The sequence below is a fragment of the Microbacterium sp. USHLN272 genome, assembly GCF_037149655.1.
In the GTDB taxonomy this organism is placed as follows: Bacteria; Actinomycetota; Actinomycetes; order Actinomycetales; family Microbacteriaceae; genus Microbacterium; species Microbacterium galbinum.
On sequence record NZ_JBBCRA010000001.1, the window covers coordinates 1,613,751 to 1,631,222 of the forward strand.

General features: G+C 71.6%; 11 protein-coding genes. All 11 read right to left on the reverse strand.

Annotation, left to right across the window (positions count from 1 at the left end):
• Positions 1 to 143: 143 nt before the first annotated feature.
• The 11 genes from WFJ97_RS07810 to WFJ97_RS07860 all read right to left on the reverse strand — a co-directional run bounded on the left by WFJ97_RS07810 (position 144) and on the right by WFJ97_RS07860 (position 17,457).
• A complete protein-coding gene (locus WFJ97_RS07810) occupies positions 144 to 857 on the reverse strand; it encodes a hypothetical protein (RefSeq protein ID WP_336641053.1) in 714 nt (237 codons plus the stop codon).
• Positions 854 to 1,681, reverse strand: a complete 828-nt coding sequence (locus WFJ97_RS07815; protein ID WP_247623545.1) for a PP2C family protein-serine/threonine phosphatase — start codon at positions 1,679 to 1,681, stop codon at positions 854 to 856. The genes WFJ97_RS07810 and WFJ97_RS07815 overlap by 4 nt, the downstream gene beginning before the upstream one ends.
• Positions 1,678 to 3,204: a DUF5684 domain-containing protein gene (locus WFJ97_RS07820; RefSeq protein ID WP_336641054.1), complete on the reverse strand. Its 1,527-nt coding sequence runs from the start codon at positions 3,202 to 3,204 to the stop codon at positions 1,678 to 1,680. The genes WFJ97_RS07815 and WFJ97_RS07820 overlap by 4 nt, the downstream gene beginning before the upstream one ends.
• On the reverse strand, positions 3,201 to 5,750 hold the full coding sequence (locus tag WFJ97_RS07825; protein ID WP_336641055.1) for a transglutaminase domain-containing protein: 2,550 nt from the start codon (positions 5,748 to 5,750) through the stop codon (positions 3,201 to 3,203). Before WFJ97_RS07825 ends, WFJ97_RS07820 begins: the two co-directional genes overlap by 4 nt.
• On the reverse strand, positions 5,747 to 7,117 hold the full coding sequence (locus tag WFJ97_RS07830) for a DUF58 domain-containing protein (RefSeq protein WP_336641056.1): 1,371 nt from the start codon (positions 7,115 to 7,117) through the stop codon (positions 5,747 to 5,749). Before WFJ97_RS07830 ends, WFJ97_RS07825 begins: the two co-directional genes overlap by 4 nt.
• Positions 7,114 to 8,103: an AAA family ATPase gene (locus WFJ97_RS07835; RefSeq protein WP_247632997.1), complete on the reverse strand. Its 990-nt coding sequence runs from the start codon at positions 8,101 to 8,103 to the stop codon at positions 7,114 to 7,116. Before WFJ97_RS07835 ends, WFJ97_RS07830 begins: the two co-directional genes overlap by 4 nt.
• 40 nt (positions 8,104 to 8,143) lie before the next feature.
• Positions 8,144 to 14,101 carry an Ig-like domain-containing protein gene (locus WFJ97_RS07840; RefSeq protein WP_336641057.1) on the reverse strand — a complete coding sequence of 1,986 codons (5,958 nt, stop codon included), beginning with the start codon at positions 14,099 to 14,101 and terminating at the stop codon, positions 8,144 to 8,146.
• Positions 14,101 to 15,234 (reverse strand): serine/threonine-protein kinase, encoded by a 1,134-nt coding sequence (locus tag WFJ97_RS07845; protein WP_247623550.1) that lies wholly within the window; start codon positions 15,232 to 15,234, stop codon positions 14,101 to 14,103. Before WFJ97_RS07845 ends, WFJ97_RS07840 begins: the two co-directional genes overlap by 1 nt.
• Positions 15,235 to 15,343: 109 nt before the next feature.
• On the reverse strand, positions 15,344 to 15,913 hold the full coding sequence (locus WFJ97_RS07850; RefSeq protein WP_247623551.1) for a DNA-3-methyladenine glycosylase I: 570 nt from the start codon (positions 15,911 to 15,913) through the stop codon (positions 15,344 to 15,346).
• 115 nt (positions 15,914 to 16,028) lie between these two features.
• Positions 16,029 to 17,075, reverse strand: coding sequence for an NAD(P)-dependent alcohol dehydrogenase (locus tag WFJ97_RS07855; RefSeq protein ID WP_247633000.1), 1,047 nt, complete (start codon positions 17,073 to 17,075; stop codon positions 16,029 to 16,031).
• Positions 17,076 to 17,127: 52 nt separating this feature from the next.
• Positions 17,128 to 17,457: a hypothetical protein gene (locus WFJ97_RS07860; RefSeq protein WP_336641058.1), complete on the reverse strand. Its 330-nt coding sequence runs from the start codon at positions 17,455 to 17,457 to the stop codon at positions 17,128 to 17,130.
• Between the last annotated feature and the right edge of the window lie 15 nt (positions 17,458 to 17,472).

The following is a 17,472-nucleotide window of genomic DNA, read 5'->3' on the forward strand; positions in this document are numbered from 1 at the left end:
CCTCGGGCCGCTCGGCGCACCTGATCATCCTAACCGCGTACCGGAATACCACCGCATGGGGAGAGTTCCCCATGCAGTCCGGTGGGTGTCAGGCGACCCGGTGCCGGGCGAAGAGTCGCGGCGTCAGGCGAAGAGTCGCAGCGTCAGGCGAAGACGACGAAACCGAGCGTCACGAGCCCCGCGACCGACACCGCGCACGCACCGACGAAGGCGAGGAGCGCCGTGCGACTGCGGCGCACTCCCTGCCGCGCCACGGATGGGAGCCCCGGGTCCTCGATGCGGGTCGGTGCCGGACCGCCGCCGACCGCGGGCGGGGCCTTCGGCACGAGGGGAGCCGGGCGGGGCTTGTAGATCGCCGGCGGCTCGGGCTCGGTGGGGCGCTCGAACGAGACCGGTCCCCGAGGGATCGTCGCATCGAGGTCGGACGGATCATCGAACACCGTGGTCCGCCGGCGACGCAGGCCGCGCCGGGGACGCACGATCGTCTCCTCCAGACCCGACGGCGCGACGGCAGCGCCGCCCGAGCGATCGACGACGACCGTCGACTCGTCCGGCTCGAACGATGCCGGGCGGGCGCGGTCGACCACGACGGTCGCCTCGTGGTCATCGTCCGACGATGTGTCGCGGGTACGGTCGACGACGATGGTCGCCTCGTCGATGTCGGATGCCGCGGGGCGGGAGCGCCCGACGAGCACCGTCGCCTCGTTGTCTTCCTCGACGTGCGCCCCGGCATCCGTCTGCGACGACGCCGGCTGCGACGCGCCATCCGCCTGCACCGACTCCGCCTGCTCGACCGCGCGACGACGGTCGCGTCGCGTGACGATGACGGTCTCCTCGTCGATGCTCTCGTCGGTCATCGCGCGCGCACCGGGATCGTCGTGCCCTCGAGCATCGAATCGGTGCCGACCGACACCGCCAACCGGCCGGCCGTGTCGTCGTCACGGCCGGCGCGCAGGCCGCCGGCGACGACGTCGATCACGACGACCGAGACGTTGTCGCGTCCGCCCGCCTGCAGCGCCCGGCGCACCAGAGCGGATGCCGCGGTCTCCGGGCGTCCGCACATCGTGAGGGTGGCGCGGATCGCCTCGTCGCTCACCTCGCCGCTGAGACCGTCGGAGCAGAGCAGCAGGCGCTCGCCGTCGATCACCGGGAGGAGCCAGCTGTCGGCCTCGCTGTCGGCCGCGCCGATCGCGCGGGTGATGATGTTGCGCTGCGCGAAGGTCGCGAGGTCTTCGGGACGCATCTCGCCCGCGTCGACCATCTCCTGGCCGAGCGAGTGATCGATCGTCAGCTGCACGAGATCGTTGGCGTGATGACGGTAGACCCGCGAGTCGCCGACGTTGAAGACGAGCCAGTGCGGCAGTCCTTCGTGCTCGACCAGGGCCACGCCCGAGACCGTGCTGCCGGCTCCCTGCTTGTGCGCGGCGGCGATCGACTCGACCACGGCGGTCGCGCGTCCCAGCGCCAGACGCACGTCATCGATCGTGACGGCGGTGCCTCGGAGTGGCTCGAAGGCGGCGACCACCGCGGCGCTCGCCCGGTCGCCGGCCTCGTGCCCGCCCATGCCGTCGGCCACGAGGAACACGGGGGCCGCGGTGAGCAGGGAGTCCTCGTTCGCGGCGCGCTTGAGACCGGTGTCGGTCAGTGACGCGACATTGAGGACGACCTGTTCGACGGTCACGAATCGCGCTCCGCGATCACGTGCATCCCGACCTCGCCGAGGATGAAGCGTCCGGTTCCGACCACGCTCTCGCCCGGGTCGAGCAGCACCTCGGTGCCGTCCTCGGCCACCACGACGACTCCGTTGGTCGCGTGCAGGTCGGTCAGCCGCCACTCGTCATCGGTGACGACGAGACGCGCGTGGGTCTTCGAGAGGGTACGGGTCGCATCGGTGATCGACAGACGCTGCTCGCCCGGATCGCCCACCGGGTTGCGTCCGATCACGACGCTCGCGCCCGAGAGCGCGAAGCTGCGGCCGTCGTCGAGCACGAGTGAGCGACGCACTCCGCGCTTGCGTGCCACGACGACGGTCGCCTCGAGGTCGTCGTCGACGGCGACCTGGCGGGGCTTGATGATCGTCTGCGCGAGGTCGTCGGCGAGCAGGTCGTCGGACTCGGCGTCGTGCGCGAGCGGAGCCTCCGCCGCCGACGTCTCGGTCGGCGCGGCGGGAGCGACCGGAGGCGTGGCGATCAGGGGGACGGGACGGATGCCGGGTGCCGGGGCCTCCGTCACGGGCGGCACCGTCGCGGCCGGAGCGGCCGGGGGTGCCGGGGGCGTGAAGACGGGCGGGGTCGGGGCGAAGGCGGGCGGCAGCGGGAACTCCTCCGCGGGAGCCGCGGGTGCGGCCGGAGCGGCGGGAGGCACCGGGGCGGCGGCCGGCGGCGCGGCCGGAGCGGAGACGACCGGCGGCTGCGGCGCGGGGGCCGTGGGCGGAGCGAACGACGGAGCCGGCGGCTGCGGGGCGGGGGCAGGCGGCTGCGGCGCGGTCACGGAAGGGGCGGCCACGGAAGGCTCGGGCGCGGAAGACTGCGGAACCGGAGCCTGCGGCGCAGACGCGGGAGCCTGCGGAGCAGGGGCGAACGCCTGCCACTCGGCCGGGATCCCGGCGTTCCCGGCGGGCGGGGCGGATGCCTCCGACCCGGCGTTCGTCGAGCGCGGGGCCGGGATGAATCCCCCCGTCGGAGCCGCTCCGGCGTGTGCCGAAGCGGGGCGCTGCGGCGCGAAGGCCGGGAGCGCATAGTCGCGGGTGTCTCCGGTGGTCGGTTCGAGCAGCGGCTGGGGCGTGCGGCGCGGCCCCGGCTGCAGAGCCGCGAGGCGGTCGCCCTCCGGGTACGGCGGCGCCCCGGCGGCGAGGATCGTCGCCCACACGGGCGGCAGCAGGATCGCGAGCACCGTCGACCCGGCGCCGCGACCGAACTGCTGGTTGATCCGATGCGTCGCGATCACCTTGAGATAGATGCCGTAGATCTGCACGATCGGGATCAGGTAGAACACGACCTTCCAGGCGGCGACGCCTCCGCGCGCGAGGATCTCAGCCTCGTTGAGGATGGGCACCCAGCCTTTCCACGCCTCTCCCCCGAGCCGCGGGAACAGGCGCGACAGCGCCACCGCGTACCAGACGTAGATGCCGAGGCCGAGGAGCAGGCCGACACCCCATCCGATGAGGAGCATCGAGAGCAGTCCGGACTCTGCTGACGGTGTCATGGGGTCTCCTTCTGCCGGTCGTGGGGCGAACCGGCTACTGCGAGCGTACCGATCACCGGACGGCGACCCGCGAAACGAGGACCGCTCGTCGGCCTCGCCCGGCTCAGCAACGAGGTGAGGCGCACCCGCGCGACCAGCCGCCGCCATCGGCTGTCGGCCGTCGACAGCGCGGCTCGTTCGTCGTCGACGATCTGCCAGGCGGCGGCGGCATCCGCATCGGTGGGCGGATGCCCCGCGAAGATGCCGCGGTCGACGAGCACCGCGAGTCGCACGGCGGCCGAGCGATCCGTCGATCGGGCGCGCTGCACGCGCGTGCCCTGGGTCTGCAGGGCGACGTCGTGATCGGTGTACAGGTCGACGAGCTCTTCCCAGGCGCCCGCGAGCCGCACCTCGGGATCACCGGCGTCTCGCCGTGCGCGTGCCCGGCGGCCCTTCGCGATCAACAGCACCAGCAGGGGAAGCGTCAGGAGCACGAGCGCGAGGACGCCGAGACCGACGGCGCGCAGGATCGGCAGCAGAACGGCCAGGAACTCCGATTCGGGGGCCTCCAGCGGCGGAGCGTCGTCGTTCGAGTCGCTCTGCGCCTGCGGCGGATCGAGCGCCTCCGAGCGCGGCTGCTCCGGAACGGTCGGATGCTCGGGCAGCTGCTCGCCCTCGGTGATCGCACTCGGCAGCATCGCATACTGCGGCGTGACGTCGATCGGCATCCATTCGCCGCCGGTGGACCGCACCTCGACCCAGGCGCTCATGCTCTCGCCCGTGCAGACCTCGGTGCAGGCCGGGATGCCGGGCACCTCCTCGGCGCCCGCGAGACGCGCACCGATGACCACGCGCGACTCGAGGCCCCAGTGCTCGGCGAGCAGAGCGGCGGCCGTCGAGAACTGCTCGTCGTCTCCGATCGCCGATACGAGCAGCTCGGGTGCGGCGTCCGACCCGGCCCGCCGCTCCTGCTCGACCATCGCGGTGAAGACCTCTTCGATGCGCGCCGCCGAGTGGCCGGCGTAGCTCGAGGCGAAGCCGTAGCCCTCCGCCCCGTCGAGCGCGGCGATCCACCCGGCCGACGCCGCGTCGTCGAGCACCGCGTGGCTGAGGTAGCCGCGCGAGCGCAGTCGGTCGATCAGTTCGACGTAGCCGGCGCCGGTGCGCGGCTGCTCCTGCATCTCGGCCCACTCGACCAGCGCGGGGAACGCGTCGGCGTCGAGCGTCGAGTCGCCGCCCTGCAGCGACGCGATCCCGTCGCCGGTGGCCGGAGCGTTGACGAGCACCGAGTACCGGTCGCCCGGAACCAGTCCGCTCCCCCCGCCCGGAGCATCCGCGATGGTGATGGCCGTGTCGCCGTCGGCGTCGATGTGGAACCCGTCGGCGAGAGCATCCGCCCGTGATCCGGCGAACGCCGGCGCCTCGGCGAGTCCGGCGGGGGTCGGAACCCAGATGCCGCGGTAGGCATCGCCCACCGTGATGTCGAGCGCGATACGACCCTCGCCCGGGCCGGCCGTGCGCGGGAGCCGGCTGAAGCGGTCATCCTCGGCGATGTGGAAGTCGTTGCCGTCGTAAGCGTCGAGCGTGACGAGACGGACGCGATCGACGGCTCCGGGGTCGCCCTGCACGCCGAAAACGGTCTCGTCGAGGCGATCCCCCGCGAACCACGCGCGGTAGGAGCCGAGCGGGCTGGTCTGCTGCTGCACGACGATCATCGGCTCGACCTCGTCGCGCAGCACCGATCGGTCGGTCCAGCCGGCGGCGACGGGGGCCGCCGCGACGCCGGCGACGAGCGCGACGACCACGAGCGCGCCCGCGAGCAGGTGCCGGCGGACGCTGAGCCACACCGGCGCCGCCCGGCGCGAGACGCCGGTCGCCGCGACGATGCGCAGCGCCTGCGCCCGCTCGATGCGCGCCCGGCCGATCACCCAGACCAGGGCGGCGGCGAACACCCCCACCCCGATGAGCCACTCGCGCGGAGCGGGCACCTCGATGCCGAAGACGACGACCGGCGAACTCGTCGCGCTCAACCCGAAGGCCACTCCGAAGACGCTCATCGCGGCGACGACCGGGACCGCCGCCAGGGCACGACGCCCGGGATGGAGGGCGAGGAAGGTCGCGAGGAATCCGCCGAACAGCATCACGACGAGGAACGGAATGAGCACCGCCTGGTACTCGCCGAGCGGCGGGGCCAGGGTCAGCATCTGCTTCCAGCCGAGCACGACGCCGAACACGGCGTCGCGCAGGCCGCCGAGGAACGCGGGCACCGACGACAGCGCCGAGGGGATCGCCAGGGGGACCGCGACGATCAGGTACATCGCCACGGCCGCGAGCGCGGCGAGCAGAGCGCCCCAGCGCAGCATCCGCGCGAGGACCGCCACCCCCATCCCGAGCAGGCCGCCGGCGACACCGACGACGAGTGCGCGCGGCGACTCGTACACCGGCCAGGCGGCGGCCGTCGCGAGCGCGATGCCGACCGCCACGAAACCGAGCGCCCAGAACGTGAGGGCCGAGAACCGGAGTGCGGGGCCGTTCGCACCCCGGAGAGGCGTGCGCGTGCCGCTCATCGGAGCGCTCCTCGGGCCAGCATCTGCGGCAGATCGCCGAGCGCTCCGAGGGTCATCACCGACAGCTCGCGGGCCGTGCGCATCGTGGGCTGCTCGCCGAGCTCGCTGCGCACGGCGACGGCGTCGACCTGGGCGGGCAGCTTCACCGCGGCGTGCCGCAGTCGCTCGAGCGGTGTGCGCGATCCGGTGAGCAGGAAGCCGATCGAGAGGTCGGGGTACGACTGCACCGTCAGCGCCGCCACGGCCTCGAGGCGCATGACCCGGTCGGACGCGTCGAGGGTCGAGGTCGCGTCGAGCATCGCCTTCGGGGTGACGGTCGGAAGGGTGCGGATCGACAGCACCTCGGTGCGACTGTGCTCAGGGATCTCGTTGCTCACCGAGAACAGCACGTCGCGGCCGTCGCGCACGCCCTGCAGGGCGAGGGATGCCGCGGCGCTCACCGTGTTCTCGAACTCGTCGTCGCTGTCGTACGACTCGGCGTCGAGGTCGAGGATGATCGCGATGCGGGCGTGCCGGGACTCCTCGTACTGCCGCACCATGAGCGTGCCGGTCTTGGCGGTCGACTTCCAGTGCACGTGGCGCTGCGAGTCGCCCACGACGTATTCGCGCACGGCGTGGAACGACAGGTCGGCGTCGACGAGCGTCGTGCTGGGAGTGCCGTCGAGGTCGCGGATGAGCCCCGCACTGGTGCTCGGGATGCGCACGGTGACCGGATGCACGTGGATGCGTTGCACCTCGGGCCACCGCATCTCACGGCGGAGGATGCCGATCGGGTCGCCACGCGTGATCGTCATCGGCCCGACGTCGATCACGCCGCGACGGTGCGCCGCGATCGTGAGCTCTTCGCGGTGGTGTCCGTCGGGGCGCAGCAGCGGCACGTGCGCCTCGACCAGGCCCTCGCCGACCGGAACGTCGACCACGCCGGGCAGCGACAGGCGGGTGCCGTTGTTGCGCACGTCGAGCACCGCGCCGATCTCAGCCCCCGCGACCACACGATCACGGTCGAGAGCGAGGTGGATGCGGTAGTCGTGCGCGCCCAGCACGAAGGGCACGCACACGATCAGGAGCACCAGTGCGATCGCGGCCACGGCCCACGCCTCGACCCAGCCGAAGAGCAGTCCCGCGACGACGCCGAGCACCAGGGCCGCGGCCACGAGCAGCCCCGCAGCCGTCACCGTCTCGCGCACCCAGCGGGCCGCGCGGCGACCGGCGCGCGTCACGGTGCGAGCCGCTCGGCGCATGCCGAACACCGCTCCCCGCACGGGGCCGCGGCGCGTACGCGAGTACCGCGTCACCGTCGCCGTGCGCGTCGAGGTCGACGTGCCGGCGGTGGTGCGGGTCAGGCGCGATTCGGTGTTGAAGCTCACGCAGTGCCGTTCTCGCGCGGGGGTTCGACGTCGAGCAGGATCTGGCCGACCACGGCCACCGCGGTCACGCCGTCGAACTCGGCCTCGGGCTCGAGCACGAGTCGGTGCGCCAGAGCGACGACGGCGAGCTCGCGCACGTCGTCAGGGGTGGCGTAGGTGCGACCGTTCTTCGCGGCCCAGGTCATCACGAGCCGCGAGAGCGCGATCGCGCCGCGCACGCTGGCCCCCAGACGCACCTCGGATGCCCGGCGCGTGGCGTCGACGATGCGCATGATGTAGTCCGAGACGAGCGGGTTCACGTACACGCCGCGCGCCATCTCGGTCATCGTCAGGATGGTGTCGGTGCCGACGATGCCGTCGAGCACGCGGGTCGGCTGCGCCGCACCCTGCAGGATGCGCATGGTCGCCGCGTCGTCGGGGTAGCCGATCGAGGTCTTGATCATGAAGCGGTCGAGCTGCGCCTCGGGCAGACGGTACGTGCCGCCCTGCTCGATGGGGTTCTGCGTCGCCATCACGAGGAACGGCGAGCCGACCGGGCGGGTGACGCCGTCGACCGTGACCGTGCCCTCCTCCATGACCTCAAGCAGTGCGGACTGCGTCTTCGGGCTCGCCCGGTTGATCTCGTCGGCGAGCACGATGTTCGCGAACACCGGACCCGCGTGGAACTCGAACGTGCCCTCCTTCTGGTCGTACACGGTGATGCCCGTGACGTCCCCGGGGAGCAGGTCGGGGGTGAACTGGATGCGCGTGCTCGTGCCCGAGATGGTCTGGCCGATGGCACGGGCGAGAGCCGTCTTGCCGGTGCCCGGGTAGTCCTCGAGCAGCACGTGCCCCCCGCTGATGCCCGCCGCGAGCACCAGCTCGACGATGTGGCGCTTGCCGAGCACGACCTGCTCGACGTTGCCGGTGAGGATCGAGAACGTCTCGGCGAACCAGGCGGCCTGTTCGGGGGCGATGGTCACGGGTGCAGCGGAGGAAGCAGGCATAGGAGCAACAGTATTCTTCTCGATGGTCTCGGACGGTGGGTCAGGGGGTCGGGGTGCAGGCGGCGGGGACGCGATGTGTGATCGGGGCGAGAGAGGAGTACGCCCCTGTCCACGTGAGCGTGACGTCGTAGGAGGGCGGGTCCGCAGCGGTCGGGCCCGGGATCTCCACCGGTGTGCCGAGAACATAGGAGCCGCGAGCCGCACCCGAGACGCTGACGACGTCACCGGCGTTCTCGGGAAGGCACTCGCCGAACCGCACGTCGACGATCGTGGGGGCCGTCTCCGCGCTGACCTGCACGGCAGCCGAGCAGTGGACGGTGACCACAGAGTGGCACCCCTGGGCGGTGATCTGACCCGGCGCGGCGTCGCGGCTGAGGGTGAAGTCCTGCCGCCTGGTGCCGTACATGTCGTACCAGACCACGAATCCGTTGCGCACCGAAATCGAGGGTCCGCGCTCGAGCGGGTAGGAGTAGGTGGTTCCGCTGACGTTCGGAGCCGTCGCCACCTTGTAGCTCGTGTCACCGCCCGGCCCCTCGACCGAGGTGAACGTGAAGACCTGGGTGGTCGAGCTCTCGCTGACGCCGTAGCCGTTCGAGGCGCACGCCTTGACGTTGTACATCTGATACTCGATCAGGCCGTCGATCGTCGGCGAGGAGGACTGCTTCTCGCCTCCGGATACCTGGAGTTCGCCGTTCGGCCCGGCCGTGCACGACACGCTGCCCGAGCGCCAGGCGACGTACCTGATGTCCACGCCGCGGTCGCTGCCGTTCGCCTGCGCAGCCCCGGCGCCGGGCGAGGAGATGCTGATCGACGTGTTCGACGATGCGCCCGCGCTCGTGTTCGACGGCTCGAAGTACACCGTGCCCGCCGCGGTCACCTGGGTGCGGAACGCCCCACCCTCGTTGCCCCCGTCGCCCGTGGGCGGCTGGAACTGACTGATCGGCACGATCGTGAGGGTCTGCGGACCTGGCGCGAGAGTGAGCTGCGCCGTCGTCGTGCCGCCGGTCCGGTCGATGACCTGCCCCGTCTCCTCGACGCGGAAGGAGCGCGCATCGTCGGGCGCATCGATCGACAGTCTCACGGCGGCGCGGTTGCGATCTGTGGTCCCGGCGACATACACCGGCGCCGCCGTCGCGTTCGACACCGTCGGCGCCGCGTACGCCCAGCTGGTGTGCGCCGAGGTAGGAGCGGATGCGCCGACGGAGTTGACCGCGGATGCCGTGAACGCATGCGGTTCGCCGTTGACCAGGCCGTTCACCGTGCAGCGGTACAGGCCGCCACCGGCCGGCCCGCACGAGGCGTTCGCGGCCGCGCCGTCCTGCTGGATCGTCACGCCGGTCACCGAGGGGTGCGCGCGTCCGGCCTCACCGAGCGGCACCTCGAGCACGACGGTCGAGCGCGTGTACCCGACGGTCGTGACACTCGCCGGCGCCTGCGGGTAGCCCTGCAGATCGAGGGTGAGGGTGCCCGTGCCGGTGCGGCCCTGAGCATCCGCCACCACGAACGGCACCACGCACTGCCCGCCGGGAGCCTGCCCGCCGCCGGGCCAGCTCGCGGTGATCGCGCGCTCTCCGGATGCGGCGAGCGTCGCGACGTCGCACCGGGCGCCGGAGCCGAGCGACACCAGCTTCAAGCCGGAGCCCTGCTTGCCCGCGAACGGGTCGTACTCGCCGGTGATGTCGACGACGTCGATCGAGCAACTGGGGCTGGTCACGACGCACTGCTTCGTGAAGGTAGCCCCGCGCGGAGCATCCGGCGGCGCCGCACCGACGACCAGGCGCACGGATGCCGCGGCCTCGCCGTACTGCGAGACGGTCACCTCGACAGTTTCGGCGCTGCCGGGCCGCGCGTCTGCGTGCGCCTCGACGGTGAGCGTCGGGCCGTTCTGCGTGACCGTGAACGAGGCGCCGCTGTAGACGGTGCGGAAGTCGAGCGAACGGGCGTCGCCCTCGCGGCCGCCCTCCCAGCTCGCCATGTTCGCGTAGAGGTCGAAGTCCGCGCTCGCGCCCGGCGCGACGGTGTGGGCGATCGACGAGAGCAGCAGCTGCGGTTCGGCGGGACGGATGCTGATGGGCACGTCGATGTACGACCAGCGCTCCTGGCCCTGGAGCCGCACCGGCACGAGGCACGTGTCGGACCACGGCGATTCGCGCCCTGCGCGATAGGTCGCCTCTCCCCCGCCTGCGGGGAGGCAGACCGCGGCGGCGCGCTGCGTGGTGAACTCGCCCGTTCCGATCTCGACCGCGTCGTTCGCCGCGAGGTCGAGGTAGTCGGCAACGGTGAACGTCGCCTCGGCGTCTTCGTCGACCACGACCGGGGTCGCGCCCGGCGTGATCTGCACCTGCATGTCGTCGAACGCGGGGATGTGCAGGAACCCGTAGGCGACGACGTCGCGTCCGCCCGCGGCGGTGCCCGTGAGCTGGAACGGCACGAGGGTGCCCTCGGCCGGGGCCGCGCCGACGATGCGGTCGCCCTGCACCGAGAAGCCGGGCTGGTCACCCCAGAGGCTGAGCTTCAGCGAGCTCGCGTCGCCCGACGGCCAGCTGACCCGGTCGGTGACGACGTCGATGCCGCGGTCGGCGAGATCGTCGCGGTCGCGCGCGGTGAGCACCGTGTCGGCGACGGTGGGCTGGTCGGTCACGGCGCCATCGGTCACCGAGACGACGATGAGGCCCTGCGCGGTGCTCTGCGTGCGGCTCGACGTCACCGTGTAGAAGTAGGAGTTCGTGCCCGCCACGTCGCCCGCGCGCAGCACGACGCGTCCGTCTTCGAGCGACGTGTCGGGGTCGATCAGCGACTTCAGCCGCTCGTAGAGCGGGTTGCCGGCGACCGGCGGAGCGTTGGGCACCAGTTCGGTGATCTCGAGGTCGCCCTGCGCCGGGTCGAGATCGTTCGCCCGGGGGTCGAGCACGATCGGCGTCGACGACCCGGCCTCGACGCGCACGTAGTCGCTGAAGGTCACCGGGGCCGCATCGTCGATGTCGGCGTCGAGCACGCCGATGCGCACGAGTCCGGTGCCGGTCTCGCCCTGCGGATCGCGCACGGTGTAGCGGAAGGTCGCCTGGCCGCCGTCGACGCCACCGGCCGGAGCGCGGTAGACGATCGCGTCGCCGCGCGCCGAGATCGTGGCGGTGCCTGCGCCCTTGCCGGGCTGATCGATGCCGGCGAGCACGACGCGGTCGCCGTCGCTGTCCATCCCGGTGGCGGGCACCGACAGCGAGACGGTCTGCCCGCTCAGCACCCGACCGGTGAGCGTGGTGGGCGTGGGAGCACGGTTGGTGCCCGGCGGCACGACGGTCACCGTCACGGCGCCGTCGTCGGAGAGGGAGGGGTTGCGCTCGAGCGACACCGAGTACGTGAGCCGGTACGTGCCGGGCGTCGACGGGGCGAGATAGCGGAGCGCGTTGCCGTCGGCGAACACGAGCTCTCCCGCCTCACCCGAACCGGTCACCTCGGGCTGCACGACGAGGGGTTCGCCCCGCGGTGCGACGTCGTTGGCGGTCACGTTGATGCGGGTGAGCGACCCCGCGCGCACGGTGATCGCGTCGGGGAAGACGATCGGGCGGGTGACGGTCGACGGCGGCGTGAGGAAGACGGTGACCGTTCCCTCGACGGCCGCACCCGAGCCGTCGGCGACGGTGACGCGTGCGCGGCCGATCACCCCCGGCTCGCCGTCGTCGGTCGTGCCGTTGACGCGGATGCTCTCGTTGTTGACGACGCGCACGCTCAACTGCGGCGACGAGCTCACGGCTCCCGAGAGCATGAGCACGCGGCCCGTCGTGTTCTGCACGGCGCTGAGCACGTCGACCGTGGTGTCCTCGCCCTCGCGCACGAAAGCGGTGAGCGGAGCCATCGCGAGGGGAGCCGCCCCGTCGACCGCCGTGATGCGGATCACGGCCGACTGCTCGGCCTGCGTCGTGGCATCCTGCGCGGTGTACGTCACGACGTACTGACCGGGCTCGGCGACCGTGAGCTCGACGTCGCCGGAGGCGAGGTTCGGCGCGACCTCAAGGCCCGCCGCCGTCGCCGCCGTCTGCACGGCGTCGACCAGGCGGTACGACCCGGAGCCCCCGGAGAGGTGATCGGAGATGCGGATCGACTGGGGCTCCCCCACCCGCGCGGTCAGCGCGACCGGGGAGGCGAGGAGCGCGGGGCTGCCGGTGACCTGCACGTCGAGGGTCTTCTCGGCGCGCGCACCGTGCACGTCTTCGACCACGACGGTCACGGGGATGACGGCATCCGAGGCGTTCGGGTCGGTGTGACGGATCGCGACCCGACCGTCGGCCATGGGAACGACCATCACGGGGGCGGCGGAGTCGGTCTCGTAGGCGTCGACGAGCACGAAGGGATCACCCTCGGGGTCGACCCATCCCGACAGCGCCGAGACGACCGTGCTGCCGCCCGGAAGCAGCTGCGGTGTCGGCCACTCCTGCTGGCACGCGTCGACACCGCACCAGACCGGGGCGGAGTTCACCCCGGGATCGACGACGGTGAGCGTGACGGTGGCGGGCGGCGACACCGCGGCCCCGTCGGTCACGGCGTACGTGAAGGAGGTCTGTCCGCTCGTCGCGGTCACGTCGACGACGAGCGACTGTCCGTCGGACACGAGCGACAGCCGACCGAAGCCGTCGTCGCCGAGCCCCGCCGACACCGACTCGGGGTCGATCGTCAGGACGTCCTTCTTGTTCGGATCGTGGTCGTTGAGAAGCACGGGCAGGATGACCTGCTCGCCGGCCCGCACGCCGAACGAGTCGTCGACGGCGACGGGCGGCATCTGCTCCGCCACGTCCTCGACGATGATCGTGCCCTCCTGCTGCTCGGTGTCGTCGTCGATCGCCCACTGCTCGAGCGGGATGAGCACGCCGTCCGGTGCCGTCCAGAGCAGACCGGTGCCGATCTCGCTGAGCACCACGCGGTCGCCGTTGCCCTGGAAGACGGGTTCGATGGTCGCGGACTCGAGCGCGTCGTCGGGGACGGACAGCGAGGTGGTCTCGCCGCCGGCCCACAGGGTGCCGGACCCGGTGTCGAGCCAGGCGGCGTAGGTCGTCGTGCCGACCACGACAGGGCGCGCGGGGACGCCGGATGCTTCGGCGATACGCTCCGAGTCGCCCGAGGCGAGCGCCACCGAGACGAGACCGTCGGAGTCCGCGACGACGACGTCGTCACCGGATGCCGCGCCCGCCTGCAGTCGTGCGCCCTCGGCGACGTCGATCGTGATCGGGGCGTCGGCGCCCGACGTCCAGAGTCGCCCTTCCGCGGACTGGAGCATCGCCCAGCGATCGCCGACCACGGTGAGCTCGAGACCGTCACCGGCCTCGGGGGCGTCGGACACCTCGGCACCGTCTCCGAGGAAGCGGTGCTCATCGATGTCGAACCGGCGCACCGCGCCCTCTTCGGCCGAGTAGAGCGCGAGCACGCCCTCGGGCGAGAGGCCGATCGCATCGGCCGTGTACGACGGCGGGTCCTCGCCCTCCTCGACCTCGACCGCGGCGAAGGGGTCGACCAGAGCCGTGCCCGCCCCCGCGTCGAGGGTGGTGACCGAGACCTGTCCGGTGTCGGTGCGATAGGCCACGTACGGCCCGGCCGACACGATCTCGCGGGTTCCGGCCGGGGTCGGCTCGGAGGCGAGAGGAGTGCCCTCCTCGCCGGCATCCGCGATCAGGTCTCCGGGGCTCGCGGGATCGAGGTCCCAGCGCTGGCGGTTGCCCTGTGCGTAGAGCACGGCCGAGGAACCGCTCTGCCACACGGCTTCGGGATCGTCGACGTTGCGCACCGTGTCGATCTCGGCGAGGTCGGTGTTGACCCGTGCGTACTGGCCGCTGTCGCGCATGACCCAGACGGCCGATTCCAGACGGGGCACCTCCTGCGACTGGTAGCCCTGCGCCGTGACGGCGAGGGTGACGACCACGGCGAGAGCCGCGACGCCCGAGATCGCGGCGATGACGCGCCCGCGGGAGCGGGGCTTCGTCGCGGTGCGGTCGCGGTCGCCGATCGCCATCACAGGACCCCGGTGAGGAAGAGGATGCCGACGCCGACGCCCGCGATCACGACAGCGCCCACGAGCGCGCCGATCACTCCGGCGACGAGCGGAGAACGCGACGGGGCCCGGGTCGCGACCGGCAGGTCGTCGCGGTCACGGGCAGCGCCCTGCTGCTTCGCGGCGCGTGCGGCGCGACGGGAGTCGGGAGCGACGGTGGTGACGACGGGGCCACGGGGCGCGGCATCCGAGAAACTGACCGGCGAGGCCGCGGCCCACTCGGCGGATGCCGCCTCGAAGGCGGTGGGCGCGATGCCGAGCTCGTACTGCGCATGACGCAGACGGTCGGCGAACGCGGCCATGCTCGGGAACCGGCGCGCCGGATCCTTCTCCATCGCCGTGGCGAGGATCTCGTCGATGACCTTCGGCATGCCCGCGATCGGCAGCGGTGTGTACTTGGCCTTCACGATGCGCTGCGTGAGCAGCTCACGCGTGTTCGACGCACGGTCGTCGCGCTCGAAGGGGCTGCGGCTGGAAAGCAGCGTGTACAGCGTCGCCCCGAGGCTCCAGACCTCGCTGGGCACCGAGCCCGACACCTTCTCCTGCAGCACCTCGGGGGCGCTCCACGGGATCGACATCGCGATGGTCTCGGAGTCGCCCTCGTCGAGCACCGCGGCCGCGATGCCGAAGTCGGCGAGCACCGGGGCACCGAGCGAGTTGATGAGCACGTTCGAGGGCTTGATGTCGCGATGCAGCAGCCCCGCCCGGTGCACGGTCTCGAGCGCGCCGGCGATGCGCACGCCGATGTCGAGCACCTCGGCGAGCGGCAGCGGTGCCTTCTTGTATCGGGCGCTCATCGTGTCGGGGCAGTACTCCATCGCGAAGTACGGGCGCCCGTCCGACGAGATCGACGCCTGATAGATCGTGACGATCGACGGATGCGCGCTGAGGCGGGCGGAGATGTCGGCCTCGACGTTGAACGCGCGCAGCACGTCGGAGTTCACGGCATCCGCCAACAGCACCTTCACCGCGGCGACGCGGCGGGGCATGTCCTGCTCGTAGAGGAAGACGTCGGCGAATCCACCGGAGCCCAGCGGGCGCACGTAGCTGTAGCCCGACAGCACCGGAGGCGTGGAGGCAATCCGCTTCGCCACTCGCCCTCCCCCGGGAATTGTCATCGACGGGGGTCACATCGAAAGCGCCGCGGCACGAGCGCACCGCGGGTTCCCCCGCGCACGAGTATAACCGCGACCGGCGACGCGCTCAGGCGCGCCAGCATCCCTCGATGTGATCGTCGACCATTCCCGCCGACTGCATCAGCGCGTACATGGTCGTCGCACCGACGAAGCGGAACCCCCGCTTGCGCAGTTCCTTGCTCATCGCGGTCGACTCCGCGGTCACCGCCGGCACATCGGCGAACGACGCCGGGCGCGTGTCGGATGCCGGCGGCGCGAACGACCACATCAGCTCGTCGAGCTCGCCCTCGGCCATGTCGCGCACGAGCTGCGCATTGCCGATCGTCGCCAGGATCTTCGCCCGGTTACGGATGATGCCGGCATCGCCCATCAGGCGCTCGACGTCGTCGTCGCCGAACTCCGCGACGACCGCCGGGTCGAACCCCGCGAACACCTCGCGGAATCGCGGGCGCTTGCGCAGGATCGTGATCCACGACAGACCGGCCTGGAAGCCCTCGAGCGCCATCTTCTCGAAGAGGGCCCGATTGCCGTGCAACGGGGTGCCCCACTCCTCGTCGTGATAGCGGCGGTACTCGGCGTCGTCACCCACCCAGCCGCAGCGCGCGCGTTCGTCGGGACCGGTGATCAACGAGCTCATGCCCCCACGCTAGCGGCGGCCACCGACACGGCCCCTCGCGGTGGGGCGCTTCGACAGGCTCAGCGACCCAAAGCACTGGGTCCCTGAGCGTGTCGAAGGGCCCACCCCGCGGACCTCAGTCGGCGAAGGTGGAGGCGTCGATCACGAAGCGGTAGCGCACGTCCGACGCGAGCACGCGCTCGTAGGCGGCGTTGATGTCGGATGCCGGGATCACCTCGATCTCGGCGGCGATGCCCTTCTCGGCGCAGAAGTCGAGCATCTCCTGCGTCTCGCGGATGCCGCCGATGTTGGAGCCGGAGATCGACTTGCGTCCGCCGATGAGCGATCCGACGAACAGGGGAAGCGCATCGGACGGCATCCCCACGCACACCATCGCCCCGTCGACGTCGAGCATTCCCAGGTACGACCGCAGATCGATCGGCGCGCTGACCGTATTGAGGATCATGTCGAACGAGCCGCGCAGCGAACGGAACGTGTCGTCGTCGCTCGTCGCGTAGTAGTGGTCGGCGCCCAGGCGCAGACCGTCGTCCTTCTTGCTCAGCGTCTGGGAGAGAACGGTGACCTCCGCTCCGAGCGCGTGAGCGATCTGCACACCCATGTGGCCGAGCCCGCCGAGACCCACGACCGCCACCCGCGAATCCGGCCCGACCTCCGCGTGCCGCAGGGGCGAGTAGGTCGTGATGCCCGCGCACAGCAGGGGCGCGGCGACATCGAGCGCGAGCGCATCCGGGATCCTCACGACGAAGCCCTCCGTCACGACGACCTTCTCGGAGTAGCCGCCCTGCGTGATCGTGCCGTCGCGGTCGACGCTGCCGTAGGTGAAGACGGCGCCGTTGCGGCAGAACTGCTCCTCGCCGCGCCGGCACTGGTCGCACTCCCCACAGGAGTTGACCATGCAGCCGACACCGACGCGGTCGCCGACCGCGTGCTTCGTGACCTCGGCACCGATGGCCGCGACCGTGCCGGTGATCTCGTGTCCCGGCGCGAGAGGGTACTCGCGGGCACCCCAGTCGCCCCGCACCGTGTGGATGTCGGAATGGCAGATGCCGGCGAAGGCGACATCGATCAGAACATCGTGGGGGCCGAGTTCTCGCCGCTCGATCGTCGTCTTCTCGAGGGGCGCGGCTTCGGAGGGGGCGGCATAGGCGTTCACGCGGGTCATGCACACGACGTTACCCGCGCCGTCTGTCCACTCTTCTCAGAGTCGCGTCTTCTCAGAGTCGCGGACCGCGGATCGCCGTCATCAGCAGACGCACGCCGAAGCCGGTCACGGCCACGCCGACGATCGCGCAGAAGACCATGGGCGGCCAGGCCCAGATCTCGGTGTTGCGCCAGGGGATCGTGTCGGTCAGCACCCACTCGACCCGGATGCCGACGGCCACCACGGCGACGAGGAAGACCGCGCCGAACAGGATCACCACGGTGCAGGCGAGCACTCGCCCGGCCCGGGACGGCGCCGGGAGCGGAGCGTCGTCGTCGGGCGCGCCGTCATCGAGTGACGAATAGTCGACCTCGCGACGGAAGTACCGCCAGAGAAAGCTCATGCCGACGATTATCCC